General features: G+C 63.9%; 22 protein-coding genes. 14 read left to right on the forward strand and 8 right to left on the reverse strand.

Annotated features, from left to right (window positions below):
* The first annotated feature begins 2 nt into the window (after nucleotides 1-2).
* The 3 genes from ACI48I_RS00550 to recN all read left to right on the forward strand — a co-directional run bounded on the left by ACI48I_RS00550 (nucleotide 3) and on the right by recN (nucleotide 3,708).
* The gene (locus ACI48I_RS00550) at nucleotides 3-983 is read left to right on the forward strand and encodes a DUF3667 domain-containing protein (protein WP_498573040.1); all 981 of its coding nucleotides are present in this window, start codon (nucleotides 3-5) and stop codon (nucleotides 981-983) included.
* 129 nt (nucleotides 984-1,112) lie between these two features.
* Complete coding sequence (locus tag ACI48I_RS00555; RefSeq protein WP_193688153.1) at nucleotides 1,113-2,015, forward strand: NAD kinase; 903 nt, start codon at nucleotides 1,113-1,115, stop codon at nucleotides 2,013-2,015.
* A 28-nt stretch (nucleotides 2,016-2,043) separates the two neighbouring features.
* On the forward strand, nucleotides 2,044-3,708 hold the full coding sequence (gene recN, locus ACI48I_RS00560; RefSeq protein WP_193688154.1) for a DNA repair protein RecN: 1,665 nt from the start codon (nucleotides 2,044-2,046) through the stop codon (nucleotides 3,706-3,708).
* Nucleotides 3,709-3,745: 37 nt separating this feature from the next.
* Here the strand turns inward: recN and ACI48I_RS00565 are convergent, their stop codons facing one another.
* Entirely contained in the window at nucleotides 3,746-5,242 is a 1,497-nt protein-coding gene (locus ACI48I_RS00565) for a tyrosinase family protein (protein WP_227496658.1), read from the reverse strand.
* A gap of 178 nt (nucleotides 5,243-5,420) precedes the next feature.
* On the reverse strand, nucleotides 5,421-7,277 hold the full coding sequence (locus tag ACI48I_RS00570; protein ID WP_193688155.1) for an ABC transporter ATP-binding protein/permease: 1,857 nt from the start codon (nucleotides 7,275-7,277) through the stop codon (nucleotides 5,421-5,423).
* Between the two features lie 183 nt (nucleotides 7,278-7,460).
* On the opposite strand from ACI48I_RS00570, the gene ACI48I_RS00575 reads away from it, so the two are divergent.
* The 7 genes from ACI48I_RS00575 to ACI48I_RS00605 all read left to right on the forward strand — a co-directional run bounded on the left by ACI48I_RS00575 (nucleotide 7,461) and on the right by ACI48I_RS00605 (nucleotide 14,631).
* Nucleotides 7,461-7,889: an organic hydroperoxide resistance protein gene (locus ACI48I_RS00575; RefSeq protein ID WP_193688156.1), complete on the forward strand. Its 429-nt coding sequence runs from the start codon at nucleotides 7,461-7,463 to the stop codon at nucleotides 7,887-7,889.
* Between the two features lie 116 nt (nucleotides 7,890-8,005).
* Nucleotides 8,006-9,109 carry a ferrochelatase gene (hemH, locus tag ACI48I_RS00580; protein ID WP_498573041.1) on the forward strand — a complete coding sequence of 368 codons (1,104 nt, stop codon included), beginning with the start codon at nucleotides 8,006-8,008 and terminating at the stop codon, nucleotides 9,107-9,109.
* A gap of 479 nt (nucleotides 9,110-9,588) precedes the next feature.
* Complete coding sequence (gene grpE, locus ACI48I_RS00585; protein ID WP_193688158.1) at nucleotides 9,589-10,155, forward strand: nucleotide exchange factor GrpE; 567 nt, start codon at nucleotides 9,589-9,591, stop codon at nucleotides 10,153-10,155.
* 99 nt (nucleotides 10,156-10,254) lie between these two features.
* Nucleotides 10,255-12,198 carry a molecular chaperone DnaK gene (gene dnaK / locus ACI48I_RS00590; protein WP_193688159.1) on the forward strand — a complete coding sequence of 648 codons (1,944 nt, stop codon included), beginning with the start codon at nucleotides 10,255-10,257 and terminating at the stop codon, nucleotides 12,196-12,198.
* A gap of 97 nt (nucleotides 12,199-12,295) precedes the next feature.
* Nucleotides 12,296-13,426: a molecular chaperone DnaJ gene (gene dnaJ / locus ACI48I_RS00595; protein ID WP_193688160.1), complete on the forward strand. Its 1,131-nt coding sequence runs from the start codon at nucleotides 12,296-12,298 to the stop codon at nucleotides 13,424-13,426.
* Between the two features lie 147 nt (nucleotides 13,427-13,573).
* Nucleotides 13,574-14,251 (forward strand): carbonate dehydratase, encoded by a 678-nt coding sequence (can, locus tag ACI48I_RS00600; protein ID WP_193688161.1) that lies wholly within the window; start codon nucleotides 13,574-13,576, stop codon nucleotides 14,249-14,251.
* Nucleotides 14,248-14,631: a nucleotide pyrophosphohydrolase gene (locus ACI48I_RS00605; protein WP_193688162.1), complete on the forward strand. Its 384-nt coding sequence runs from the start codon at nucleotides 14,248-14,250 to the stop codon at nucleotides 14,629-14,631. Before can ends, ACI48I_RS00605 begins: the two co-directional genes overlap by 4 nt.
* A 39-nt stretch (nucleotides 14,632-14,670) precedes the next feature.
* Here ACI48I_RS00605 and ACI48I_RS00610 read toward each other — a convergent pair whose 3' ends face one another.
* The 6 genes from ACI48I_RS00610 to ACI48I_RS00635 all read right to left on the reverse strand — a co-directional run bounded on the left by ACI48I_RS00610 (nucleotide 14,671) and on the right by ACI48I_RS00635 (nucleotide 21,227).
* Entirely contained in the window at nucleotides 14,671-16,389 is a 1,719-nt protein-coding gene (locus tag ACI48I_RS00610; protein WP_498573042.1) for a carboxylesterase/lipase family protein, read from the reverse strand.
* A 168-nt stretch (nucleotides 16,390-16,557) separates the two neighbouring features.
* Nucleotides 16,558-18,177, reverse strand: a complete 1,620-nt coding sequence (locus ACI48I_RS00615) for a methyl-accepting chemotaxis protein (protein WP_498573043.1) — start codon at nucleotides 18,175-18,177, stop codon at nucleotides 16,558-16,560.
* Nucleotides 18,178-18,426: 249 nt separating this feature from the next.
* Entirely contained in the window at nucleotides 18,427-18,762 is a 336-nt protein-coding gene (locus ACI48I_RS00620) for a hypothetical protein (protein ID WP_193688164.1), read from the reverse strand.
* On the reverse strand, nucleotides 18,763-20,217 hold the full coding sequence (gene gabD / locus ACI48I_RS00625; RefSeq protein WP_193688165.1) for an NADP-dependent succinate-semialdehyde dehydrogenase: 1,455 nt from the start codon (nucleotides 20,215-20,217) through the stop codon (nucleotides 18,763-18,765).
* Between the two features lie 75 nt (nucleotides 20,218-20,292).
* Nucleotides 20,293-20,706, reverse strand: a complete 414-nt coding sequence (gene uraH / locus ACI48I_RS00630; protein WP_498573044.1) for a hydroxyisourate hydrolase — start codon at nucleotides 20,704-20,706, stop codon at nucleotides 20,293-20,295.
* A 26-nt stretch (nucleotides 20,707-20,732) separates the two neighbouring features.
* Entirely contained in the window at nucleotides 20,733-21,227 is a 495-nt protein-coding gene (locus tag ACI48I_RS00635) for a GlcG/HbpS family heme-binding protein (protein ID WP_498573045.1), read from the reverse strand.
* A 117-nt stretch (nucleotides 21,228-21,344) separates the two neighbouring features.
* Here ACI48I_RS00635 and ACI48I_RS00640 point away from each other — a divergent pair, with 117 nt between their 5' ends.
* The 4 genes from ACI48I_RS00640 to ACI48I_RS00655 all read left to right on the forward strand — a co-directional run bounded on the left by ACI48I_RS00640 (nucleotide 21,345) and on the right by ACI48I_RS00655 (nucleotide 25,858).
* The gene (locus ACI48I_RS00640) at nucleotides 21,345-22,031 is read left to right on the forward strand and encodes a heavy metal response regulator transcription factor (RefSeq protein WP_498573046.1); all 687 of its coding nucleotides are present in this window, start codon (nucleotides 21,345-21,347) and stop codon (nucleotides 22,029-22,031) included.
* Nucleotides 22,028-23,398: a heavy metal sensor histidine kinase gene (locus tag ACI48I_RS00645; protein WP_498573047.1), complete on the forward strand. Its 1,371-nt coding sequence runs from the start codon at nucleotides 22,028-22,030 to the stop codon at nucleotides 23,396-23,398. The genes ACI48I_RS00640 and ACI48I_RS00645 overlap by 4 nt, the downstream gene beginning before the upstream one ends.
* Nucleotides 23,399-23,603: 205 nt before the next feature.
* Nucleotides 23,604-24,362 carry a gamma-glutamyl-gamma-aminobutyrate hydrolase family protein gene (locus ACI48I_RS00650; RefSeq protein ID WP_193688170.1) on the forward strand — a complete coding sequence of 253 codons (759 nt, stop codon included), beginning with the start codon at nucleotides 23,604-23,606 and terminating at the stop codon, nucleotides 24,360-24,362.
* Between the two features lie 125 nt (nucleotides 24,363-24,487).
* Complete coding sequence (locus ACI48I_RS00655) at nucleotides 24,488-25,858, forward strand: glutamine synthetase family protein (protein WP_193688895.1); 1,371 nt, start codon at nucleotides 24,488-24,490, stop codon at nucleotides 25,856-25,858.
* Nucleotides 25,859-25,878: the final 20 nt, after the last annotated feature.

Here is a 25,878-nt window from a genome sequence, read left to right on the forward strand (position 1 = left end):
CCGTGAAACACGACCTCCAGTTAGACCATGCCATCCACTGCCCGAATTGCGGCACCTCGATTGCCGGGGCTTTCTGTCAGGGATGCGGCCAGCCGGCGCATCTGCACGTGCCGAGTGCGCGAGAATTCCTGCACGAATTCATCGCGCACTATGTGGCGCTGGAAGGCAAACTGTGGAAATCGGTGGCGCTGCTGCTGTTCCGGCCGGGCCGTTTGACGCGCGATTACATCGAGGGCAAGCGGGTGCGCTATGTCGAGCCGCTGCGCCTGTACCTGACGTTCAGCATCATCTTCTTCGCGATTTTCAAACTCAGCGGCAACCACTTCGGCAATGGCGTGACGCAAGCGCCTGCCGAGCAGCGCGTCGGAGCGTCGGCCCCGGCCAGTCCCGGCGCGGCCAAGGGCAAGACGGCCGTGCTGGTGCCGAAGGACGACGACCTCGACGAGGCAGCGACCGCCGCGGGCAAGAAAGAAAAAAAGAAGCACGCCAGCCTGATCGAACTCGATGACGGCGACGATCGATGGGTGCAAAAGAAGGCGGCGGCGATCCACCCCGCGCTCGGCAAGAAGGTCGAGCATTTCAGCAGCCTGGCGCCCGAGCAGCGCAATGCCTCGATGCAGCGCTCCTTCTCCAGCTACGCGCCGTACGCGATCTTCGCGCTGATGCCGGTCTTTGCGGCGCTGCTGAAACTGCTGTACCTCGGCTCGGGAAGGCGCTATGGCGAGCACCTGCTGTTTGCCCTGCACACGAACGCGTTCGCCTTCCTCATGCTCAGCCTGCTGCTGGTGCTGCCGGATGCCATTCCCTTGCTCGGCACCGGATTGATGGTGTGGCTGGTGTTCTACCTGCCGACCGCCATGCGCAAGGTGTACGGGGGCGGGCGCGCCATGACCGCGCTGCGCTGGATCGTGCTGATGACCATGCATCTTTTCTGCATCGTGCTCGCGATGGTGGGTGCCGCCGCGCTGGCCGTGATCGCCTGATCTTGCGGTATTCGGCCTACCGCATCTATACTGTTCATCTGTACAGTATTTGATGCGCGGCCGGGTGGCAGCGGCCGGGATTATCGGTTAATCTCCAGCGTGTTCGCCCATCCATCGCCGAGAGACCCTATGCCCCTTACACCCGAATCGCAGTCGACTATCGCGCTGGTGGTGCGGCAGAACACGGCCGGCATCGAAGAACCTGTGGCGAGCGTGGTCGCCTTCCTGCAGAAAGCCGGGCACCGGGTCGTGTTCGAACTCGACACGGCCGCGCACCTGGGCATGCCGGGCATCGAATCGATGACGGTCCCCGAGATCGGCGAGCAGGCGCAGCTGGCCATCGTCATGGGCGGCGACGGCACCATGCTCGGCATCGCGCGCCAGCTCGCCAAATACGATCTCGCCCTGATCGGCATCAACCTCGGCCGCCTCGGTTTTATTACCGACATTCCGGTCGAGCGCATGCTGCCGGCGCTGGGCGAAATCCTGCAGGGCAAGGCGACGGCCGAGAAGCGCACGCTGCTGGAAGGGCGCGTGATGCGCGGCGGCGAGATGATCTTTTGCGGCGTGGCCGTCAACGACGTCGTCGTGGCGCGCGGCAGCGGCGCCGGCATGGCGGAATTGCGGGTCACGGTCGACGGCCATTTCATGTACAACCAGCGTTCGGACGGCTTGATCGTCTCGACGCCGACCGGCTCCACGGCCTACGCGCTGTCGGCCGGCGGCCCGCTGCTGCACCCGAGCCTGCAGGGCATCGTGCTGGTGCCGATCGCACCGCACGCGCTGTCGAACCGGCCGATCGCCATTCCCGACACCAGCGAGATCGTGGTCGAGATCGTCAGCGGGCGCGACATCTCGGTGAATTTCGACATGCAGACCTTCGCCAGCCTGCAGCACGGCGACGAAATTTTCATTTCGCGTTCCCCGAACACGATCACCTTCCTGCACCCGGAAGGCTGGAGCTACTACCACACGCTGCGCGAAAAGCTGCACTGGCACGAATACCCGTCGAATGACGGAAAACTCAAATAATCCAGAAACCCGGGAGACTCCTTTTTTCATGCTGCGCACACTGACCATCCGCGACTTCGTCATCGTCGACGCCATCGAACTCGAATTCGCCCGCGGTTTCTCGGTTTTCACGGGCGAGACCGGTGCCGGCAAATCGATCCTGATCGATGCCCTGCAGCTGGCCCTGGGCGGGCGCGGCGACGCCAGCATGGTGCGCGAAGGCGCGGCCAAGGCCGACATCAGCGCCGACTTTGCGCTGACCGAGGCGGCCACCAGCTGGCTCGACCAGAACGAGTTCGCCTGCGAGGAGGGCGGGGCGCTGCTGCGCCGCGTGATCGACAACGCCGGCCGCTCGAAAGCGTATATCAACGGCATCGCGGCCACCGCGAGCCAGCTGCGCGAACTGGGGGAAATGCTGGTCGACATTCACGGCCAGCATGCGCACCAGAGCCTGTTGAAAGCCGACGCCCAGCGCGCACTGCTCGACAACCAGATCGCCGTGCGCGACCCCGCAGCTGCGGCCGAGGCCCAGGAAGTCGCCGTCGCCTGGCGTGCCTGGCGCGCGTTGTCGCGCCAGCGCGAGGAATACGAAACAAACGCGAAGAACGTATTGATCGAGCGCGAGCGCCTCGAATGGCAGGTGAGCGAACTCGATAAACTGGCGCCGAAAGCCGGCGAGTGGCTCGAGATCACCAACGAGCACAGCCGCCTGTCGCACGCCGCCAGCCTGATCGAGGGCGCGCAGGAAGCGCTGGCCGCGATCTCCGAATCCGACCACCCGATCCTGTCGCAGCTGTCCTCCCTGAATACCAAGCTCGGTAAGCTGGTGGACGTCGATGCCGAGTTGCAGACCGTGCTCGACTGCATGGAGCCGGCCCGTATCCAGCTGCAGGAAGCGGTGTATGCGCTGAACAGTTATATCGACAAGGTTGAGCTCGACCCTGCGCGCCTGCGCGAAGTCGACGCCCGCATGGATGCCCTGCACAGCGCTGCGCGCAAATACCACGTCACGCCGGAAGAGCTGCACGAAGAACACGCCACCTTGTCCGCCAAGCTGCGCCAGCTGGCCGACGCCAGCGACATGGAAGGATTGAAACGCCAGGAAGCGAAAGCGGAAGCGGCCTACCGCAAGGTCGCCGAGCGCTTGTCTGCACGGCGCGTCAAAGCCGCCCGCGCCCTGAGCGAGCAGGTGACGAATGCGATGCAGGAACTGAGCATGGGCGGCGGGCGTTTCGAAGTCGGCCTGAACGCCGGCGAGCCAGGCGCGCATGGCCTCGAGGTCGTCGAATTCCTGGTCGCCGGCCACGCCGGCGTCGTGCCGCGTCCGCTGGCCAAGGTGGCGTCGGGCGGCGAACTGGCGCGGATCTCGCTGGCGATTTCCGTCATCACCTCGAACGCGACCACGACGCCGACCCTGATCTTCGACGAGGTCGACAGCGGCATCGGCGGCGGCGTCGCCGAAGTGGTCGGGCGCCTGTTGAAACGCCTGGGCCAGGAGCGGCAAGTGCTCTGCGTGACGCACCTGCCGCAGGTGGCGAGCCAGGCCAACCAGCACTTCCAGGTGGCGAAGGGCACGACCGGCGAAGGCCGTACCGTCTCGCGCATCGAAGTGCTGAACAACCGCGCGCGCGTGGAAGAAGTGGCGCGCATGCTGGGCGGGATCGAGATCACGGAGACGACGCGCAAGCATGCGCGCGAGTTGCTGGCGTCCTGAGCACAGGGCGGCAGGCTGTGCGGCGTCTGCCTTGACCTTATTTATATCCGCTCGTCATCCCCTGCAGGAGCGGCAGCTGGACGGGCTCGATTTCGTACGCCAAATCGACACGGGCTTCGGCCACGTTGATCGTCTGGCCTGCCGGCGGATTGTCGCCGTCGACGCGTATCCAGGAGATCGAGAGCGTCGAAAAGTCCTTGATCTCCTGCTGCAATAACAGACCGACCAGGTCGAATTCGAGCCGGCCCGGGCCATGGTGGGACACCGCCGCGATCTGGAAGGCCCCCAGGGTGCCAAGGAAGGATTTGTTATACGCAGTCTTCGAATCGACGACGTCCGGCATGTTCAGGTAGAGCGCATAGTAATAGCCGCCCAGGCGTCCCGGATCGCTCATCCGCGCGCTGTCGACCACGAATTTGACCGACCCCACCCGTCCCCCGCCCGCGCCCTCGTGTCCCATCCGCCGCGATGCAATGATGGCCGCAATTTCGGCCGCGTCTTTCTGATTGAAGCTCAGGCTGGCGGTATAGGACTGTTCGTCGAAGCTGACCTGGGCGGCGCCGCCCAGCGAGCGCCGGCTCGTCGAGATCTGGCGCGGCGGCGCCGGCGTAAACCGCTTGGAGGGCGGCCGTTGATTGGACGGCACTTGCGGCGCCGCCAGTTTCATGGCCTGGGCAGTTTGGGCCGCCCCAGGACGCGGCGGCAGCGCGGTCGGCAGCGTGTTGTCGGCGTAATCATAGCCGAGCCAGCCGGGATGATAGGTTTTCCAGCGTTCGACGCTCAGGCCGGACGCGTACACGTTGGTTCCAGCCCAGTAGGGGCTGCTGTTGGTGGACGAATAGGGCCACGCGGTTGGTGGAATGCCTTTGCCGTCGGGGAGGGCCCAGGCGTGCGTCAAGCGGTCGATATTCGCGTGATGCAGATAAAAGATCGGATCGAAGGGCGATTGCATGGTGGCCATGACGCCGCCAATGAGGTTGTGCACGGGATTATGGGGCGCGTTCTCCATCCGCACCTCGAACGCATCCGTCGTCCCGCGCTGGAAATTGAAAACCTCCGGCCCAAACGGCCATAAGGTCAGCGCATTGTAGACATTGACGCCGGCGCGCTGGACATACAGCGGATTGCTGGGCGCCGGATCGGTGAATTCGGCCGGCAAGGTCGGGTAGGAATAGTAATCCCAATAGGGCAGGTCCAGCGTCGGATCGCCCGAGGACAGTCGAAGCTGCTGCTCGAAACAATACAGATATCCGCGGTGCCAGGAAATGAAATACGGCACATCGTGCGGGCAATATGTCTGGTGGACGTTGACCCAATAATGCAGCGAGCCGGGATCGGCAGGATTGGTATTCCGACGCATGGCGGAAATCGCATTCAGGAAGGACTGGTACTGGCTGGTTTGCTTGAACTGCTGCCACTCGAGGCGGACGCGCGCGCCGGCCCAGGCAAAGGCGAGATCGGGAATGCCCTGGATGGCAACGGCTCCTAAAATTCCCTTCATCAACTGCCTACGGTGCTGATCCGCGCGTTTCATATGGTTTCCTTTGAGTTAGCAACTTATGAAAGATGGTTAGCTCAAGTGTAGGAGAACGCGCGCGTGCCGCTAGCGGGCACGACCATGAAGCTTAATCAGGCTCAATGCCCAGTCTGTTTATTATTGCTCCTTATTACTTGTTTTCCGGCCATTAACGGAATGCGCACGGGTATGCCCGCTACCCCGCGACTGCCACCTTGGGGGCTGGCCGCAGCGGCTGCAGGTCGCTACCGTTGCCGGGCACGGCGGTAACCGGCTCATCGAATTGATAACCGTCCGCCGCATGCAGCTCCCATGCGCCTTCACCCGTCAGGTGCAGCACGTGGGTGTGGTGGCGCAGCACGGCGGCGCGGTGGGCGATGCTGATCAGGGTGGTTCCACTGTCGCGCAGGCGTCCGTAGAGCGAGGCTTCGTTGGCACTGTCGAGCGCGCTGGTCGCTTCGTCGAGGATGACGATGCCCGGCTGGTGCACCAGCACGCGCGCAAATGCCAGGCGCTGCTGCTCGCCGACCGACAGCAGCTTTTCCCAGTCCTGCACGGCGTCCAGACCGCCCACGCGTTCGGCCAGGCGCGGCAGGTGAACCTGCTCCAGGATCGCCAGCAACTGCTCGTCGCTCAGGGATGAATGCGCGCTCGGGTAGATGAGCTGGCTGCGCAGGGTGCCCGACTGCAGATAGGGCTGCTGGGGCAGGAAGAAGAAATCTTCCAGCGGCGGATGGTGAATGGTGCCGCTGCCCGTATGCCACAAGCCTGCAATCGCCCGCAGCAGCGAGCTCTTGCCGCAGCCGCTGTCGCCGGTGATGAGCAGGGCGTCGCCCGGCTGCAAGGCCAGGCTCAGCTCCTTGATGAGCACCCGTTCGGATTGCGGCGGGTGCAGCGTCACGGCTTCCAGCGCAAGGTGCGGCCCCGGACGCCGACCGATGCGTGGATGCGTGTCGACGGTACCGGCCTGCGGCTCCGCATTCGGCAATACCAGCTTCGACAGGGCCTGCAGGCGATCGATGCCCGCCACGAAGCGGCTCAGGCTCTCGAAGTTATCGACAATCACGCCCACGGCACCGAGCACGGCCGTAAACGCGCCGGCCGCCTGGATCGCGCGGCCTACTTCGAGTTCGCCCGACAGCACGCCGTTGGCCAGGATCACGCTCGGCAGCACCAGGGTCAATTGGCTGAAACTGCGCTGAAACAGGTTGAGGGAACGCTGCCGTTTAATTAACCTGGCAAAATTGTTGATCACTTTGTCGAGCTTGCTGTCGATATGGACACGCTCCTGGGCTTCGCCGCGGTAGAAGGCGATCGATTCGGCATTTTCGCGCAGGCGCATCAGGCTGAAGCGGAAATCCGCCTCGCGCCGCAGCTGCCAGAAATTCAGGTGGATCAGCGGGGTGCCGAATACCCAGAGGGCGATGACAGTGCCCGCCAGCGCGTACACCGCGAGCACGCCGACCAGCAAATGCGAAATCGACCACAGCACGGTGCTGAAGGCGACCAGCTGCATGAGCGAGCCCAGGAAGATCAGCAGGAAGTTGATCGAGCGCCCAGTAAACGTGTTGACGTCTTCGCTGATACGCTGGTCCGGGTTGTCGATGGCGTTGTCGGCACCGAGCTCGTAGTATTTGCGCCCGCTCAGGTAGCCGTCCAGGAAACGGCCGGTGAGCCAGCGCCGCCACTGGTTGGCGAACAGGTCGCGCATGTAATAGTAAAAGGCATACACCGGTACCGCAATGGCCAGCACGAACAGGCAGGCGCGCACCGAAGTCCAGAAGCGGTCGCCGTTCTTGGCGGCCAGCGCCGAGGTCATTTCGCCGGCCTGGTTGTTCAACATGACGGCCAGCTTGGTCTCGACGAGCATCAACACGATCAGGAGGATCAGCAGGCTCCAGGCCTTCTTTTTTTGATCCTCCAGCCAATACGGCTTGGCGACGTTGACGAATTGTTTCCATGCAGCGAGAGATAGGGGCGCGGCGCGCTGGCGCTTGGGCGGGGCCGCCGGCTCATCGGTGGCGGGTTTGGTGCTGGAGGTGGGCGTGTTCATGGTCGTGTAAATGCGGTAATCGGCAAGTCATGTCTGCCCGAGTGACATCGCAGCATACGGCGGGGAATGAAACCGTTCCGTGCGAAAACGGACATAGCGCGGACATGGCCGCTCGTTCAGGCGGGCGCGCTGCAAGGAAGCCATCTGCCACAATCTGTTTCCAACCCAACCACGGAGGAACGCATGAGCATCGACAAAGTCCTGTACCGCGCCAAGGCCACCTCGCAGGGCGGCCGCGAAGGCACGTCCCGCAGCGATAACGGCGTGCTGGACGTTAAACTGACGACGCCGAAAGAGCTGGGCGGCAATGGCGCCACCGGCACCAATCCCGAGCAATTGTTTGCCGCCGGCTATTCGGCCTGCTTCCTGGGCGCGCTGAAATTCGTCGCCGGCCAGCAGAAGGTGAAATTGCCGGAAGACTTGACGGTCACCGGCGAAGTCGGCATCGGCCAGATCCCGACCGGCTTCGGCATCGAAGTCGATCTCACCGTCCACGGTCCCGGCATGGAGCAGGGCCAGCTGCAGGATCTGGTCGACAAGGCCCACATCGTCTGCCCGTATTCGAATGCCACGCGCAACAACATCGACGTGCGCCTGAAGGTGACGACCTGAAGCTGAGCGTCCACGACATTGCCGAACGGCTGGCTTAGCTCGCCGTTCGTAAATATCCGCTCGAGGCTGCAATCGGCCCCCATATAATGGAGGCCCCTGCCGCCTCCCGTTTGCTCATGCCCTTCAGAAAAGAACCAGCCCACACCCACGGCACCGTTTCCCGCAGCGCGATTGTCCTCGTCAACCTCGGCACGCCCGATGCGCCGACCCGGCCGGCCGTGAAACGCTATTTGCGGCAATTCCTGTCCGATCCGCGGGTGGTGGAAATTCCACGCCTGGTGTGGTGGTGCATCCTGAACCTGATCATCCTGCCCTTCCGTTCCGGCGCGTCGGCCAGGAAATACCAGACGATCTGGACCCGCGACGGTTCGCCCCTGAAGGTACACACGCAAAAGCAGGCGGCTGCCCTGGCCGCGGCCCTGGAAGACCGTGGCCACGAGGGCGTGCAGGTGCGCATGGCGATGCGCTACGGTTCGCCTGCGCTGCCCGAGGTGCTGGACGAACTCAAGGCGGACGGTTGCGACCGCATCGTGATCCTGCCGGCCTACCCACAGTATTCCGGCACGACCACCGCTTCGATCTGGGATGCCGTTTTTGCCCATTACAAGGATGTGCGCAACGTGCCCGAACTGCGCCTGGTGAAGCACTACCACGACCACGACGGCTATATCGACGCCCTGCACGACACGGTACTCGCGCACTGGGACACGCATGGCCGCGGCCAGAAACTGGTGATGAGTTTTCACGGCGTGCCCAGGCGCACCCTGATGCTGGGCGATCCGTATTACTGCGAATGCCAGAAGACGGCGAGATTGCTGGCCGCGCGCCTGCGCCTGGCGCCCGACGATTACGTCGTCACCTTCCAGTCGCGTTTCGGCAAGGCCGAGTGGCTGCAGCCCTACACGGCGCCGACCGTGGCCGAGCTCGCGCGCCAGGGCGTGCAGCGGGTGGACGTGATCTGTCCGGGTTTTACCAGCGATTGCCTGGAAACCCTGGAAGAGATCGCGATGGAAGTGAAGCACGAGTTCGAGGCGGCCGGCGGCAAGGACTTTCACTACATCCCTTGCCTGAACGAGTCGCCGACCTGGATTGTCGGCATGGCCGAAATCGCCGAACAGCACCTGATCGGCTGGCCCACGATGATGAGCCCGTCCCAGCGCGACGCCGAGCGGCGCGATGCCGAACGCGGGCGCGAAAACGCATTGCGGCTGGGGGCATAAAAGCGCTTGCGTGGGTGCCTGCACCCCTGCGTCAGTTCTGAATTTACCGATCCCCACCGGGCGGACAACAGTCCCCCGGACTATTGTCCCCCGCCCAGCCTCCCGGTCAGCTTCATTGACCTGCTAAAATGGCATGTTTTGACGGCGTGCCCTACACCCCGGCGTAGCAAATGCACGCTACCGCAAGCGCGGTGTAGACCACGACGGCGCTGCTGATCAACTGCAATCTCATGATGGCTCCCTTGGCCCTGGTTCTTGTTCTCGTCGCGCTGGAACGCGCGTTACGAGCATGGTAGAACTGTCGGCCCCGGAAAGAATCAGCTCATCGGTAAATGTTGTAACAAATGTTGTCAGACTTTCTGGTGGCGTCTGTTCAATACCCCTTGAATTTGTAGGAGATCACCCCATATGCGGCGCTGTACGTGGAGCAGTATCCGTCCAATTGTTCAGCCAAGTATTTGATTTCAGGAGTGTTTTCGATGCAAGATCAAGAAAATCCAGAGGTGATTCCCCAGCCGGAGGGCGAAGGCGCTCCCGCTGCCCCGGCAGCTGCCCCCCAGGCAGCCGCCGCCCCAGCCAACGGCGAACCCGGCCTCGAAGAACAGCTGAGCGCCACCGAAGCCAAGCTGGCTGAAATGCACGACGCGTTCATGCGTGCCAAGGCCGACGCCGAGAACATCCGCCGCCGCGCCCAGGAAGACGTGAGCAAGGCCCACAAATTCGCCATCGAAAGTTTTGCAGAGGCCATGGTGCCGGTGCGCGACAGCCTCGAAATGGCCTTGAAGGTCGAAGCGCCGACGGTCGAATCGATCAAGGAAGGCGTCGAGATGACGCTCAAGCAGCTCACCAGCGCCTTCGAGAAGAACCGCCTGGTCGAAGTCATGCCGCAACAAGGCGACAAGCTCGATCCGAACAAGCACCAGGCCGTGGCCGTGGTGCCGGCCGACCAGGAAGCCAACACCGTGGTCAGCGTTTTGCAGAAGGGTTACATGATCGCCGACCGCCTGTTGCGACCGGCCATCGTGACCGCAGCGGCACCGAAATAAGAAAAATTTAAGTGTGCTGATCGGCAAAACCCTTGAAAGCACGCAGTTTTTCCCAATATTCCAAAACATCCGAAACTTAGCATCTAAAGGAAAATAATCATGGGCAGAATCATCGGTATCGACCTGGGCACCACCAACTCGTGCGTTGCGATCATGGAAAACGGCCAGCCTAAGGTCATCGAAAACGCCGAAGGCGCACGTACCACGCCGTCGATCATCGCTTACCAGGAAGATGGCGAGATCCTCGTCGGCGCACCTGCGAAACGCCAGGCGGTCACCAATCCAAAGAACACCCTGTTCGCCGTCAAGCGCCTGATCGGCCGCAAGTACGACGAAAAGGAAGTCCAGAAAGACATCGGCCTGATGCCGTACCAGATCGTCAAGGCCGACAACGGCGACGCCTGGATCAGCGTGCGCGACAAGAAGCTGGCGGCACAGCAGGTGTCGGCTGAAATCCTGCGCAAGATGAAGAAGACCGCCGAAGACTACCTCGGCGAAGAAGTCACCGAAGCGGTCATCACCGTGCCGGCCTACTTCAACGACTCGCAGCGCCAGGCAACCAAGGATGCCGGCCGTATCGCGGGCCTGGACGTCAAGCGCATCATCAACGAGCCGACCGCGGCGGCGCTGGCTTTCGGCCTGGACAAGACCGAAAAGGGCGACCGCAAGATCGCCGTGTATGACCTCGGCGGCGGCACCTTCGACGTCTCGATCATCGAGATCGCGGACGTGGAAGGCGAGAAGCAGTTCGAAGTGCTGTCGACCAACGGCGACACCTTCCTCGGCGGCGAAGACTTCGACCAGCGCATCATCGATTACATCATCGACGAATTCAAGAAGATCAACGGGCTCGACCTGTCGAAAGACGCGATCGCCCTGCAGCGCATCAAGGCCTCGGCCGAGCGCGCGAAGATCGAACTGTCGTCGTCGCAGCAGACCGAAATCAACGAGCCGTACATCGCCATGGCGAACGGCGCGCCGGTCCACCTGAACCTGAAAATGACCCGCGCCAAGCTGGAGTCCCTGGTCGAGGAACTGATCGCGAAAACCATCGAGCCATGCCGCATCGCCATCAAGGATGCCGGCGTCAAGGTCACCGATATCGACGACATCATCCTGGTCGGCGGCATGACCCGCATGCCGAAGGTGCAGGAAAAAGTGAAGGAATTCTTCGGCAAGGATCCACGCAAGGACGTGAACCCGGACGAAGCCGTCGCCGTCGGCGCCGCGATCCAGGGTTCGGTCCTGTCGGGCGAGCGCAAGGACTTGCTGCTGCTGGACGTGACCCCGCTGTCGCTGGGTATCGAAACCCTGGGCGGCGTGATGACCAAGATGATCCACAAGAACACCACGATTCCGACCAAGTTCTCGCAGGTGTTCTCGACCGCCGACGACAACCAGCCAGCGGTCACCATCAAGGTGTATCAGGGCGAGCGTGAAATCGCGGCCGGCAACAAGGGCCTGGGCGAATTCAATCTCGAGGGCATCCCGCCGGCAGCACGCGGCACCCCACAGATCGAAGTGACCTTCGACATCGACGCCAACGGCATCCTGCACGTCGGCGCGAAAGACAAGGCCACCGGCAAGGAAAACAAGATCACCATCAAGGCGAACTCGGGCCTGACCGAGGACGAAATCCAGAAGATGGTGAAGGACGCCGAGCTGAACGCCGAAGAAGACAAGAAGGTCAAGGAACTGGCCGAGTCGCGCAACCAGGCCGATGCGCTGGTGCACTCGACCCGCAAGTCGCTGACCGAATACGGCGACAAGCTGGAAGCGGGCGAGAAGGAAAAGATCGAGGCAGCCATTACCGACCTCGAAGGCTCGATCAAGTCCGGCGACAAGGCCGACATCGACAACAAGACCGCGGCCCTCACGACCGCTGCGCAGAAGCTGGGCGAGAAGATGTACGCCGACATGCAGGCGCAGCAGGCAGGCGGCGCGGGCGCCGAAGGTGGCGCACAGCAGGGCGGCGCGGAATCGTCGGCCCAGGCTGACGATGTCGTCGACGCCGATTTTAAAGAAGTGAAAGACGCGAAGTAATTTTCAGCGCGTAATACGGCCGAGCCGACGACCTATGGTTGGAGGCTCGGTTTTTTTGCTCAGACAGTTCGTTCAGTAGACAACAGCAAGGTGCCAAATGGCAAAGCGTGATTTTTACGAGATCCTTGGGGTCGCAAAAGGTGCTTCGGAAGAAGAGATCAAGAAGTCGTATCGCAAGCTGGCGATGAAATATCATCCGGACCGCAACCCTGACAACAAGGAAGCGGAGGAAAAGTTCAAGGAGGTCAAAGAGGCCTACGAGATGCTGACCAATCCGGAAAAACGCGAGGCCTATGACCGTTACGGTCACGCCGGCGTCGACCCGAACATGGGTGGCGGCGGAGGCGGCTTTGGCGCAGGCGGTTTCGGCGATGCCTTTGGCGATATCTTCGGCGACATCTTCGGCGGCGGCGGCCGCGGCCGCAGTGCGGGTGGTCCCCAGGTGTATCGGGGTGCCGACCTGCGTTACAACCTCGAAATCACGCTGGAACAGGCGGCCAACGGCTTCGACACGACCATCCGCGTGCCGAGCTGGGACAAGTGCGACACCTGCCACGGCAGCGGCGCCAAGCCGGGCACGCAGCCGGTCACCTGCACCACCTGCGCCGGCCACGGCCAGGTGCGCATGCAGCAGGGCTTCTTCAGCATCCAGCAGACCTGCCCGAAGTGCCACGGCAGCGGCAAGATGATCCCGGAACCCTGCCCATCGTGCAGCGGCGCCGGACGCATCAAGCGCAACAAGACGCTGGAAGTCAAGATTCCGGCCGGTATCGACAACGGCATGCGCATCCGCTCGACCGGCAACGGCGAACCGGGCACGAATGGCGGTCCGTCGGGCGACCTGTACGTCGAGATCCACATCAAGCCGCACGCCGTGTTCCAGCGCGAAGGCGACGACCTGCATTGCGAAATGCCGATCTCGTTCACCAAGGCAGCCATCGGCGGCGAAATCGAAGTGCCGACGCTCACCGGTAAAGTCTCGTTCACGGTGCCGGAAGGCACGCAGACGGGTAAAACCTTCCGTTTGAAGGGCAAGGGCATCAAGGGCGTGCGTTCCGGCTATGCGGGCGACCTGTTCTGCCACATGGTGGTCGAGACCCCTGTGAAACTCACCGACAAGCAGAAGGACCTGCTGCGCGAGTTCGACCGCCTGACCAACGAGGGCGGTGCCAAGCACAGCCCGCAAAGCAAGGGCTGGATGGACAAGGTCAAAGATTTCTTCGAGTAAGACCTTTCATGAAACCGCTGAGTGGCGCGAGCCCTCAGCGGTTTTTTTTGCGCCTGACCGTTTTTCGTGTTGCGTTTACAATACGCAAAGCTCACCAAATATCACAGAAGGGCGCGTCCTGCGCCTTTTCTTCAGCAGGAGAATTCAATGGCGAAAACACCGACCGGCCTGACGGCCGCCGACCTGTTCGAACGCAACCGCGACTGGGCCGCTTCACGGGTCGAAGAGGATCCTAATTTCTTTAAAGACCTCGCTTCCCAGCAAGCCCCGGAATACCTGTGGATCGGCTGTTCGGACAGCCGCGTCCCCGCCAACGAACTGGTCGGTATGGCGCCGGGCGAGCTGTTTGTCCACCGCAATATCGCCAACGTGGTCGTGCATTCGGACCTGAACTGCCTCTCCGTGCTGCAGTTCGCGGTCGACGTCCTGAAGGTCAAGCACATCATCATCTGCGGCCATTATGGCTGCGGGGGCGTGCATGCGGCGCTCACCAATACCCGCGTCGGACTGGCCGACAACTGGCTCGGCCACGTGCGCGACGTGCGCGAAAAGCACGGCAAATACCTGGGCAACGTGGCCGGCGTCTCGGCGACGAACCGCCTGGTCGAGCTGAATGTGGCCGAACAGGTGATGAACGTGGCGCAGACGACGATCGTGCGCGATGCCTGGGAACGCGGCCAGCCGCTGACCATCCACAGCTGGGTGTATGGCGTGCATGACGGCCTGCTGCGCGACCTCGGCATCACGGTCAGCAGCTTCGAGGAGATCGCCCCGAAACTTGCCGTCGTGCTGGACGGCTACCTCGATCGCGGCGAGGACCTGTGAGTGCCGGGGAGGGGCAGGGCAAGGTTGGCGACCTGGCCCGCCTGCGCGAACTGGTGCGCGTGTTCGTCAACGAGCGCGACTGGGACCAGTTCCACACGCCGAAGAATTTGGCGTCGGCGCTGTCGGTCGAGGCGGCCGAGCTGCTCGAGCATTTTCAATGGCTGCAGCATGGCCGGCTCGAGGAACTCGGAGAAGGCAAGCTGGCCGAGGTGCGCCACGAGATGGCCGACGTACTGGTCTACCTCGTGCGTCTGGCGGATAAACTCGATGTCGACCTGATGGCGGCCGTCGAGGAAAAGATGGTCCTCAACCGCGCCAAATACCCGGCCGATAAAGTGCGCGGCGACGCGCGCAAGTACCACGAGTACAAGGACGCATAGGGGTGGGCGAGGCCAATGGCCTCGCCCACACTACGGCGATCAGAAGGTGACGATCCTCCCCCACGCAGTCGTACACTGGTGATCCGCATCGAAGGTGCTCAAGGCCTTCACACCGCCGCCGGATGCCACATCCAGCCCCAGTACCTTGTCCGGCCCCGTGAACGCCGGCCACTCCGCCGGTACCGTCCCGCCGCCGTTCGGATTCCCCGTCTTCGCAAAATTGGTCCAGTAACGCGTCATCGCGGTTTGCAGTTCGCGGCGCTCGGCATTGCCCAAGTCTCCCAGGTTGTACAGGTACTGCAAATCATAGGAGTGCGCGGCGCCCTGCGGGAAGCTCAGGTAATACTGGCCGTTGGCGACGCCGACCGTGGGCAGCGCGGTCTGGTCGCGGAACTCGTACATCCAGACCGGCGAACCCTGCGCGGCGATGCGCTGCGAGGTGCGCAGTGCCGGGCAGGAGAAGCCGAGGTCGGTCGCCAGGCTCGAGGCCGCCAGGCTCGGCTGGGTTGCCGGATTGCTGCCGTAATTGGCCAGCGGATAAAAATTGGCGATGATGTCGTTCACGTTGATGCCGGTTCCCGCGGTCAGGCCGGCGATCGTCGGGGCATAGCCTGCGGCCGGCAGCGAGAAACTGGTGTTGGCCGGATCGAAGTTCGAGGCCGCCGCCCGGCGCCCGGCTTCGTTGATGGCGATGTACAGCGCGTATTCGTTTTCATTGGTGCCGTTGACAAGCGGCACCTTGATGTTCTCTCCGGCGGCGAAGGTCGCTTTCACCGACTTCGTCAGCACCTTGCCGTCCACCGAGGGCACCATGATCGGTAAGGCCGTGCTGATCGCGTTGGCGAGATAGGTACGAATGACCGGATCCGGCAAACTGCGCAAACAGGCTGCCGTCACCGCGCCTGCCTCGCAGTTGATGCCGCCGACACCCGCCGTCTTCGCCGCAGTGATCGCCGTGTCGGCGATGGCTGCGCTGGCCGCGCCCATCTGCGCCGCGCTCAGCTGGCGGTCGTTGCCGTAGTTGCCGCTCTGGATCATAGCCTTGTTGAACAGGCCCTTCGAGCCAGGCGAGGCGAGGTGGGTCATCACGCTGAAGCCGCCGGCCGATTCGCCGAAGACGGTGACGTTGTTCTTGTCGCCTGCGAACTGGACGATATTGTCCTGCACCCACCTCAAGGCCGCCTGCTGGTCCATGATGCCGTAGTTGCCGGCGGCGCCGTCCTGTACCAGGGCCGGATGCGCGAGGAACCCCATGGCGCCGAGGCGGTAGGCGACGTTCACGACGATGACGCCCTTGGTCACGAGGGGAGAAGGGTCGGCATACACCGAGGTGCCGCCGGTATTGAAGGCGCCGCCGTGCAGGTTGACCATCACCGGGAACGGGCCGGTGCCGGTCGGCGCGTGCACGTCCAGGTAGAGGCAGTCTTCGCTGTCGCCGGCGAGCCGGAACGGGCTGGCGCTGGTCTGCAGGCAGGGCGCCGCCGATCTGGTGGCGGCCAGCGCCGTGCTCCATTTCGCCGGGGCCGCGGGCGGCATCCAGCGCAAATTGCCGACTGGCGGTGCGGCGAAGGGGATCGCGAAATAGCTGCGCATGCCGAGGCGGTCCACCGCCCGGACCTGGCCGCCGGCCGTTTCCACGACATCCGTGGCGCTGGTCGGGGGCGAATAGTTATCGCTACAGGCGCCAAGCAACAGGACGACGCCCGATGCAAGCAAGAACTTCATACGCTGGGGGTAGGGCGATGCATTCTTTTCCACTGCGTGTCTCCTTTTGTCGTTGGCTTCTTCTGGGCGACATGATCGGATGGGGAGTGGGCAAGTGGATCGGTGTCCCGATTTGATCATGTGCAATTGATCATAGCGGGTAATTGAACAGTGCGGCGGGAATGCGCGCACCTACCACTGGTACATGCGCGTGCGAAAGTGTCAGGCCAGGGCGGCGCGCGCCACAGGTGCTGAAGCCTGCTGGTGGGCGCCACGCTGGCTCCTGGCCCCCTGGCCGGCGTCGGTGAGCGTAAAGGTGCCGACCAGCTCGCCGAGCTCGGTCGCCTGGCTGCGCAGGGTCTGGCTGGCGGCCGCTGCTTCCTCGACCAACGCGGCGTTCTGTTGCGTGACCGTGTCCATCTGGCCGATCGCCTGGTTGATCTGGGCAATACCCGACTCCTGCTCATCGGTGGCGAGCGCGATGTCGCGCATGATGGCATTGACCCGGTTCACGCTCGCGACGATGTCTTCCATCGTATTGCCAGCTTTACCGACCAGTGTGGTACCGGCGGCGACATCGCGTGCCGAGGTTTCGATCAGGTCCTTGATCTCGTGCGCCGCGCTGGCCGAGCGTTGCGCCAGGTTGCGCACTTCGCTGGCCACGACGGCAAAGCCGCGTCCCTGTTCGCCGGCGCGCGCCGCTTCGACGGCCGCGTTCAGGGCCAGGATGTTGGTCTGGAACGCAATCCCGTTGATGACGCCGATGATGTCGGTAATTTTCCCGGCCGATGCGCTGATCGAGTCCATCGTTTCCACCACCTGCGCCACCACCGCGCCGCCTTGCGCCGCCACGCTCGATGCCGTGCTGGCCAGCTGGTCGGCCTGGCGGGCGTTGTCGGCATTGTGCTTGACGGTCGCGGTGAGTTCTTCCATCGACGAGGCGGTTTCCTCGAGCGAGCCCGCCTGCTGCTCGGTGCGCGCGGACAGGTCCTCGTTGCCCTTGGCGATCTCGTCGGAACCGATGACGATCGCACTGCTGCTGTCGCGCACTGCGCTGACGATGCGGAAGAGGTCGCCGTTCATCTTGTAGAGCGCGGCCAGCAGTTGCCCGGTCTCGTCGCGCGAGCATGGTTCCGAGTAGTTGCTCAGGCGCCCCGCCGACACATCGGCCGCCACCGCCGTGGCGCGCTGCAGCGGCCGGGTGATCGAACGGGTGACGAGCACGGTGCAGGCCAGCGCCAGCGCGAGCGCGGCGCTGCACATGCCGGCCAACAGGATTTGTCCGTTCTTGCTGTCCTGCGCGAGCTCCGCGCCGAGCGCGGCCGCCTTCTCGCGCTGGTGCTTGCCCAGCAGCTCGATGCTCGCGCCATAGGCGTCGCGTGCCGCATTCAGGTCCGCCATGCCGGCCTTGACCGCCGCGTTGTCGCCGGCGGCCTTTGCCTTCAGCAGCGACTTGCGCACGTCGCTGTAGCGCTGGCGCTTCTCTTGCGTGCCGGCCAGGATCGCCTTGCCTGAATCGCTGACCACCAGGCGCTGGAGTTGCTCCTGGATGAGGGATACGCGCTCGCTCGTCGCGCGTATTTTCTCCTCGGTGTCTTTCTGCAGTGCCGGGTTGTCGCTGAACAGTACCAGGGCGGTACGGGCGGCATTGAGTTCGGTGGCGTCGTGCCATTCCGTCACCAGGCGCTCCTTGACGAGGGCGTCGTTCATGATGAGGTCGGTGGAAGCGCTGAATTCGCGCAGCAGCCAGGAGCCCACGGCGGTGAGCAGGATCATCAGGAGCAGCAGGAGGCCGAAGCCCGCCCCGAGACGGGTACCGATTTTCGAATCAGACAATTTCATTTTAGACGTTGTAGTAGTTTAACTAGACGGACGCGCGTGCTGACGCCAACGCCGCTTGTGGCGGCGCCGTCCTTGACTTCACCAGCGAGGGGCTTGGCTTGCGAGAGTGGCCCGGTCAAGGTCCAGGTAAGGACGCTGTAACCGATAGGCACATTGTAGTAGGACTACACCTACATGCGTAGACAAATTGTATTGACATGTGGAAATACTGCAACGCAGTATCAAACGCCAGCGTAGCCAGTGCTGGCGCTAGCCTCGCTCCCACCCCGGCAAGGTGTCCGTGCGGATGCCGAGTATGCCCATCAGTACCTCCAGCTCCCTGGCGAGCTGCTCCCGCGCGCCTGTTTCGGCCACCCGCCCCAGCGTCTTGCGCGACTGCTGGATGACCCAGAACCTGGTGGGATGTGCCTCCAGCCCGGCCAGCAGCGCGTCCACGAGTTCATCGAGCACGGCCGACAGCTGCGCTGCGACGACGGGATCGTCACCGAACTTCGCCCGCGCCCGGTACGCGCGCAAGGCATCGAGCACCCGCGGCACGATGAACAGGGGCGCGTCGATGGCATCGGCCGAGGGGGCGCGTATCACTCAGACGCCGCCCATGCAGATATATTTCATCACCAGGTAGTCGTCCATGCCATGGACCGAACCCTCGCGTCCCAGGCCCGACTGCTTGACGCCGCCGAAGGGCGCGACTTCGGTCGAGATCAAGCCGGTATTGACGCCGACCATGCCGGTCTCGATCTGCTCGGCCACGCGCCAGACGCGGCCGATGTCGCGCGAATAGAAATACGAAGCGAGGCCGAACTCGGTGTCGTTCGCCATCGCGATCACTTCGTCTTCAGTGCTGAAACGGAACAGGGGCGCCAGCGGCCCGAAGGTTTCTTCGCGCGCTAGCGCCATGTTCGAGGTGACGTCGGCCAGCACGGTCGGCTGGAAGAAGCTGTGACCGAGTTCGTGGCGCTTGCCGCCCAGTAGCAGGCGCGCGCCTTTCGACAGGGCGTCGGCGATGTGCTGCTCGACTTTCACGACGGCTTTTTCTTCGATCAGCGGCCCCTGGTTGACGCCGGCCTCGACGCCGTTGCCCACCTTCAGCTTGCCGACGGCCGCGACCAGTTTCTGCGCGAATTCCTCGTAGACGCCGTCCTGCACATAAATCCGGTTGGCGCAGACGCAGGTCTGGCCGGCATTCCGGTATTTGGAGGCGATCGCCCCTTCGACGGCGGCGTCGATGTCGGCGTCGTCGAACACGATGAAGGAGGCATTGCCGCCCAGTTCCAGCGAAATCTTCTTGATCGTCGGCGCGCATTGTTCCATCAGCAGGCGGCCGACGGCGGTCGAACCCGTGAAGCTGAGCTTGCGGACCAGTGGATTGCTCGTCATTTCGCCGCCGATCGCTTTCGAGTCGCCGATCACGACGCTGAACACGCCTTTCGGGACCCCGGCGCGCTCGGCCAATACGGCAAGCGCGAGCGCGGAATACGGCGTTAATTCCGCAGGTTTTAGGACGATTGGGCAGCCGGCGGCCAGTGCCGGGCCAACCTTGCGGGTGATCATCGCGGCCGGGAAATTCCATGGGGTAATCGCTGCGCAGACGCCGATCGGCTCTTTCGTCACCACGATGCGGCGGTCGGGCCAGGGCGATTGCAGGGTTTCACCGGCGACACGTTTCGCTTCTTCGCCGAACCATTCGAAGAAGGAGGCGGCATACGCGACTTCTCCCTTTGCCTCGGCCAGCGGTTTGCCCTGCTCGGCCGTCATCAGGAGCGCCAGGTCGTCGGCATTCTCCAGCATCAAATCACTCCACCTGCGCAGCACCAGGCTGCGCTCGCGCGCGGTCTTCTTGCGCCAGGCCGGCCAGGCGGCCGCGGCGGCGTCGATCGCGCGCCGGGTTTCCTGCGCGCCCATGTGCGGCACCGTGCCCAGTTTTTCTCCGGTCGCCGGATTGATCACGTCGACCGTGGCGGCTTCATTGGCGTCGCACCATTGTCCGTCGATATAGGCTTGCTGGCGCAAGAGCGCCGGGTCTTTCAGAGTCAGCATGGGATCCTCTTAAGTTTCAGACAAGTTCTCACATGGTAGACCTTTTCGAGCGCACCCGCCGCGCCATGCAGGCGCTCAATTCCCCCGGTAGGTCGAGTAGCCGTAAGGGCTCAGCAGCAGGGGGATGTGATAGTGCTGGGTCGTATCTGCCACCTTGAATTCGATCGGGATCTGCTCGAAAAAGGTCGGCTGGCGCAGGCGTGCATAGTGTTCGCCGGTCTTGAATACGATACGGTAGGCGCCGCTTGCCAGCGCCCTGCCGGCCGGGTAGAGCGCGCGCACGCGGCCTTGCGCGTCGGTGACGGCGCTGCCGAGGGCGCGCCACTCGCCCTTGTTCTGCTGCTCGAGCGTGACTGCCACGCCCGGGGTCGGCTGGCCGCTTTGCAGGTCGAGGATGTGGACGCTGAGCGGGTTGTCGGCGGCAAGGGCGTGCAGGCAGGAGCTCAGCAGCGCGGCGGCGAGGAACGAACGGCGAATGGTGGTGTGCATGGGTAATTCCTTTGTGCTTGGGTTGTTCAGGGAGCGCGCGGGCGCTCGAATGCGGGCGCGGCGGCCAGGGCCGCGACGGCGCAGGCATGGTCGTTGACGGCGCCGCCGCCGCCGGCCACGCCGATGGCGCCGACGACGGCGCCATCGCTGCGCAGCGGAACGCCGCCGCCGAGCAGCAGCAGCTCGGGGAGGTTCGCCAGGTTGCGCGCGTCGGGATCAAGGGCGGCATTGCGGGCCAGGTCGAGCGTGGCGTTCCTGGTCGACAGCGCGGTATAGGCCTTGCGCCTGCTGGCCTCCGTATTGTGCGGGCCGACACCGTCGCCGCGCTGCACGGCGACCAGGTTGCCGCCGCGGTCGACGACGGACACAACGACGGTCCGGCCCTGCGCGCGGCAGGCGGCAATCGCCGCGGCGGCGACACGGTTGGCCGCATCGAGCGACAAGTCGGGCAGTTGCGGCAGGCCGGCCGCGGCCGTATTGGCCAGCAAGGCGGCGCCCAGCGCCAGGGCAGGCTTGATCATGGGTACTCCTCGATAAATGAAGCCGCTACTCTACGCAGGGCCGGGCGACGCCAGCCTGACGCCCAGATGACAATCCCGTCATGTTGGAAGCGGCCTGCGCGGCTTAGAATGGCCGCCATGCACATCCTCATCATCGAAGACGAGCCCAAGACCGGCGACTACCTGCAGCGCGGCCTGCGCGAGTCGGGTTTCACGGCCAGCCTTGCGCGCAACGGGCGCGACGGCCTGCATCTGGCCAATGAGGAAGAGGTCGATCTCGTCGTGCTCGACGTCATGCTGCCGCGCATGGACGGGTGGGAAGTGCTGGCGGCCTTGCGTGCGCATGAGGCAACGGCGCGGCTGCCGGTCTTGTTCCTGACGGCGCGCGACGAGGTGCGGGACCGTGTCAAAGGGCTGGAACTGGGCGCCGACGACTATCTGGTGAAACCCTTCGCTTTCGTCGAGCTGGTGGCGCGCATCCGCACCCTGCTGCGGCGTGCGCCGCTGCGCGAGGACGATCTGCTGTGTATCGGCGACATGGAGATCGACGTTGTCGCACGCAAGGTCCGGCGCCAGGGTCAACCAGTGCTGCTGACCGCCCAGGAATTCAACTTGCTCCATTTGCTGGCGCGGCGCCAGGGCCAGGTGCTGTCGCGTTCCCTGATCGCCTCGGCCGTGTGGGACATCAACTTCGACAGCGACACCAACGTCATCGACGCCGCCGTGCGGCGCCTGCGCCGCAAGCTCGACGATCCCTTCGATCTGAAACTGATCCATACCCGGCGCGGCATGGGCTATGTCTGCGAAGCGGAGCCGCAAACATGAAGGGTTCGCTGACCCTGCGCGTCACGCTTGCCTTTGTCCTGATCGTGGCAGCCAGCGCGGCGGGGCTGGGCCTCTACCTGTACCACGCCTTCGTTGGCGAAATCGCGCGCCGCGACGACATCGCCCTGCTCGGCAAGCTGCGCCAGGTCCAGCAGCTGCTCGGCAGCCCGGGCGCCCAGTCCTTGCTGCGCGAGCGTCCGCAATATTTTCGGGACACGATGAGCGGGCAGGAAAATTCGCTGGTGCGCATCCTCGATGCCGACGGACAGGTGCTGCTCGACATCAATTCGCCGGGCGAACGCTATCCGCAGCCGCCCGCCGCTGATGGGGCGGGATACCCGCCGATCCTGGCCTGGACCAGCCGCGCCGGCGCGCCGGGCCAGGTCGTCTCCGGCACGGCGCGCCTGGGCGGACAGCAGCCGGTACGGATTACGGTGGCGCGGGTGTATGCCGACCGCACTGCCATGTTCGCGCGCTACCGCCGCCAGATCGTGCTGGCCTGCGCCCTCGCGGCGCTGCTGGCGGGCGGGCTGGCGGCCTTGCTGCTGGTACGCGGTTTGCGGCCCCTGCGTGCGATCGCCGCCCATGCAGCCCTGGTGCGGCCGGGCCGGCTCGACAGCCAGCTCGAGAGCGCGAACGCGCCGCGTGAACTGCGGCCCCTGATCGACGCCCTGAACGCCATGCTGGTCCGTCTGCACGACGGCTACACCCGCCTGTCAGGTTTTTCCGCCGACCTGGCGCACGAGTTCCGCACCCCGGTCAACAACCTGCTGGGGCAGACCCAGGTGGCGCTGGCGCAGCGGCGCAGCCCGGACCACTACGAGGACCTGCTGGCCTCGAACGTGGAAGAGCTGGAACGCCTGTCGCGCATGGTCGACAGCATGCTGTTCCTGGCGCGCGCCCAACAGGAAGACGTGGTGCCGGTGCGCGAGAACCTGGCAGTCGAGGACGAGTACGCCCGGATGGTCGAATTCTTCGAAGGCATGGCCGAGGAGCGCGGCATCGTGCTGGACTGCGCCGGCAGCGGGACCGTGCGGGCCGATCCGCAGTTGCTGCGCCGCGCGCTGGCCAACCTGCTGTCGAATGCGATCCGCCACGCCTGCCCCGGCAGCACCGTCACGCTGGCGGCCGCGACTGTCGCCGGCGCAACCGAACTGTCGGTCACGAACCGGGGCGATCCGATCGCCGCGCACGACCTGCCGCACCTGTTCGAGCGCTTTTACAGGGCCGACGCGTCGCGCAGCGCAGGCGCCGGTTCCACCGGGCTCGGATTGTCGATCGTCAGCGCCATCATGACCCTCCATGGTGGCCGGGCGGAAGTGCGTCCCGGGCCCGGCCTGACGCGCTTTGTCCTGCTGTTTCCCTGACCCGGGCGCCACCGACGAGGCAGCCGTGTTGGCATCCTTCTCCAGTTAACGTTATCCTTTTATTATGAAACCGCAGATTTATTAGCAGATCGGCACGATACGTGCGCGTTATATACGCTGTGTTTGATCTGGATTAATGGCTACTCGCGCTCGGACCAGATTGCTCGTATGATGGTCTCAGTGCGCTCACGACAAGGTAGAAACCATGCGCCCCATCGTAATCGTTCCAGCATGCACGCGTGACTTCGGCGAACACCCGTACCACGCGGCCCAGCACAAGTATGTCGACGCCATCGTCCTCGGCGCCGACTGCGCGCCCATGATCCTTCCCTCCCTCGGCAAGGACCTGGACCTGGAGACAATGCTGCAACTGTGCGATGGCATCATGCTCACCGGTTCGGCCTCGAACGTCCACCCCAGCTATTACTCGGAAGAAGTGCTCGACCCGTCGCTGCCGCAAGATCCGGCGCGCGACGAAACGACCTTGCCCCTGATCCGGGCGGCTGTCGGACGGGGCATTCCGATCATCGCGATCTGCCGCGGTTTCCAGGAGATGAACGTGGCCCTCGGGGGCTCGCTGCACCAGGCGGTGCAGCTGGTGGAAGGTAAATTCGACCACCGCGAAAACCCCGAACTCGGCATGGATGAACAATACGGCGACGCCCACAAGATTCAGTTGACCCCGGGCGGCATGCTGCACGCGATCGTCGGCGCCGACGAAATTCCCGTCAATTCGCTGCACGGGCAGGGCGTCAACGAACTGGCGCCGGGACTGGTGATCGAGGCCAGGGCCGAAGACGGTCTGGTGGAGGCGTTCTCGGTCGGCGCCGCGCCCGGTTTTACGCTGGCGGTGCAATGGCACCCCGAGTGGCGCATCACGCACAATCCGTATTCCATGAAGATGTTCGGCGCCTTCGGCCAGGCTTGCCGCGACTACCGCGCCAGGAAACAGGGGCGCCCATGACCGCCGCCACGCACTCGGAAATGCGGTGGGTGGCGCGCGCCGTCCCCTAGTTTGCCTCGTTCTCTCCCGCACGTGCAGGGCGCCCTGTTGCGCCCCTGCGACCACTGAACAACAGAGAGGCAATGATGGCAATCCGCGAGAATTTTTCCTATACCGACATGGACGAGTGGCTCAATGCCAAGCGCGTCACCGAAATCGAATGCCTGGTCCCCGACCTGACCGGCGTTGCCCGCGGCAAGATCCTGCCCCGGATTAAATTTACCGAAGAGCGAGGCATGCGCCTGCCGGAAGCCGTGCTCGGCATGACCGTGACCGGCAATTCCCCGATCGGCGACGACGCCTACGACCGCGCCATTTCCAGCACCGACCGCGACATGATCCTGAAGGCGGACCCGACCACCATCACGATGGTGCCCTGGGCCGTCGATCCGACCGCGCAGGTGATCCACGACTGTTATTTTGCCGACGGCAGCCTGGTCGACTTCGCTCCGCGCTCGGTGCTGCGCCGGGTGTTGAAACTGTATGCGGAGAAGGGCTGGACGCCGCTGGTCGCGCCCGAGCTCGAGTTTTATTTGACGGCGAAGAACATCGACCCGGACTTGCCGCTGGCCGCGCCGATCGGCCGCAGCGGCCGCGCCGAGACCAGCCGCCAGGTCTACAGCATCGACGCCGTCAACGAATTCGATCCGCTGTTCGAGGACATCTACGATTACTGCGACCTGATGAACCTCGACGTCGACACCCTGATCCACGAGATCGGCGCCGGCCAGATGGAAATCAATTTCCAGCACGGCGATCCGCTCGGCCTGGCCGACAAGGTGTTTTACTTTAAGCGCACGCTGAGGGAAGCGGCATTGAAACACGACATGTACGCCACCTTCATGGCCAAGCCGATGGCCGGGGAACCGGGTTCGGCGATGCACGTGCACCAGAGCGTGGTCGACGCCAAAACCGGGCGCAACATCTTCAGCGACGCCGACGGCAATGCATCGAAACTGTTCTACCAGTACATCGGCGGCCTGCAGCGCTATATGCCTTCGGCCATGGCGATCGTCGCGCCTTACGTCAACTCGTATCGCCGCATCGTGCGCCACACGGCCGCGCCGATCAACCTGCAATGGGGCATCGACAACCGCACGGTCGGCTTCCGCGTGCCGGTCTCGGGCGCACAGGACCGCCGCATCGAAAACCGCATCATCGGCGCCGACGCCAATCCGTATCTGGCGCTGGCGGTGACGCTGGCCTGCGGCTACCTCGGCATGGTCGACGCGCTCGAGCCGACCCCGATCGTCGAGGGCAGCGCCTACAAAATGCCAGTCGAACTGCCGCAGGGCTTGCCGGAAGCGCTGCAGCATGTGCGCGGCGAGGCGCGCCTGCGCGAAGTGCTGGGCGACCGTTTTATCGACGTGTACTCCGCGATCAAGGAACTCGAGCACCAGGAGTTCATGACCGTGATCAGCCCGTGGGAGCGCGAACACCTGTTATTGCACGTATGACCAACTAGGGATCTACAACC

It is taken from the genome of Massilia sp. LXY-5 (assembly GCF_059801075.1).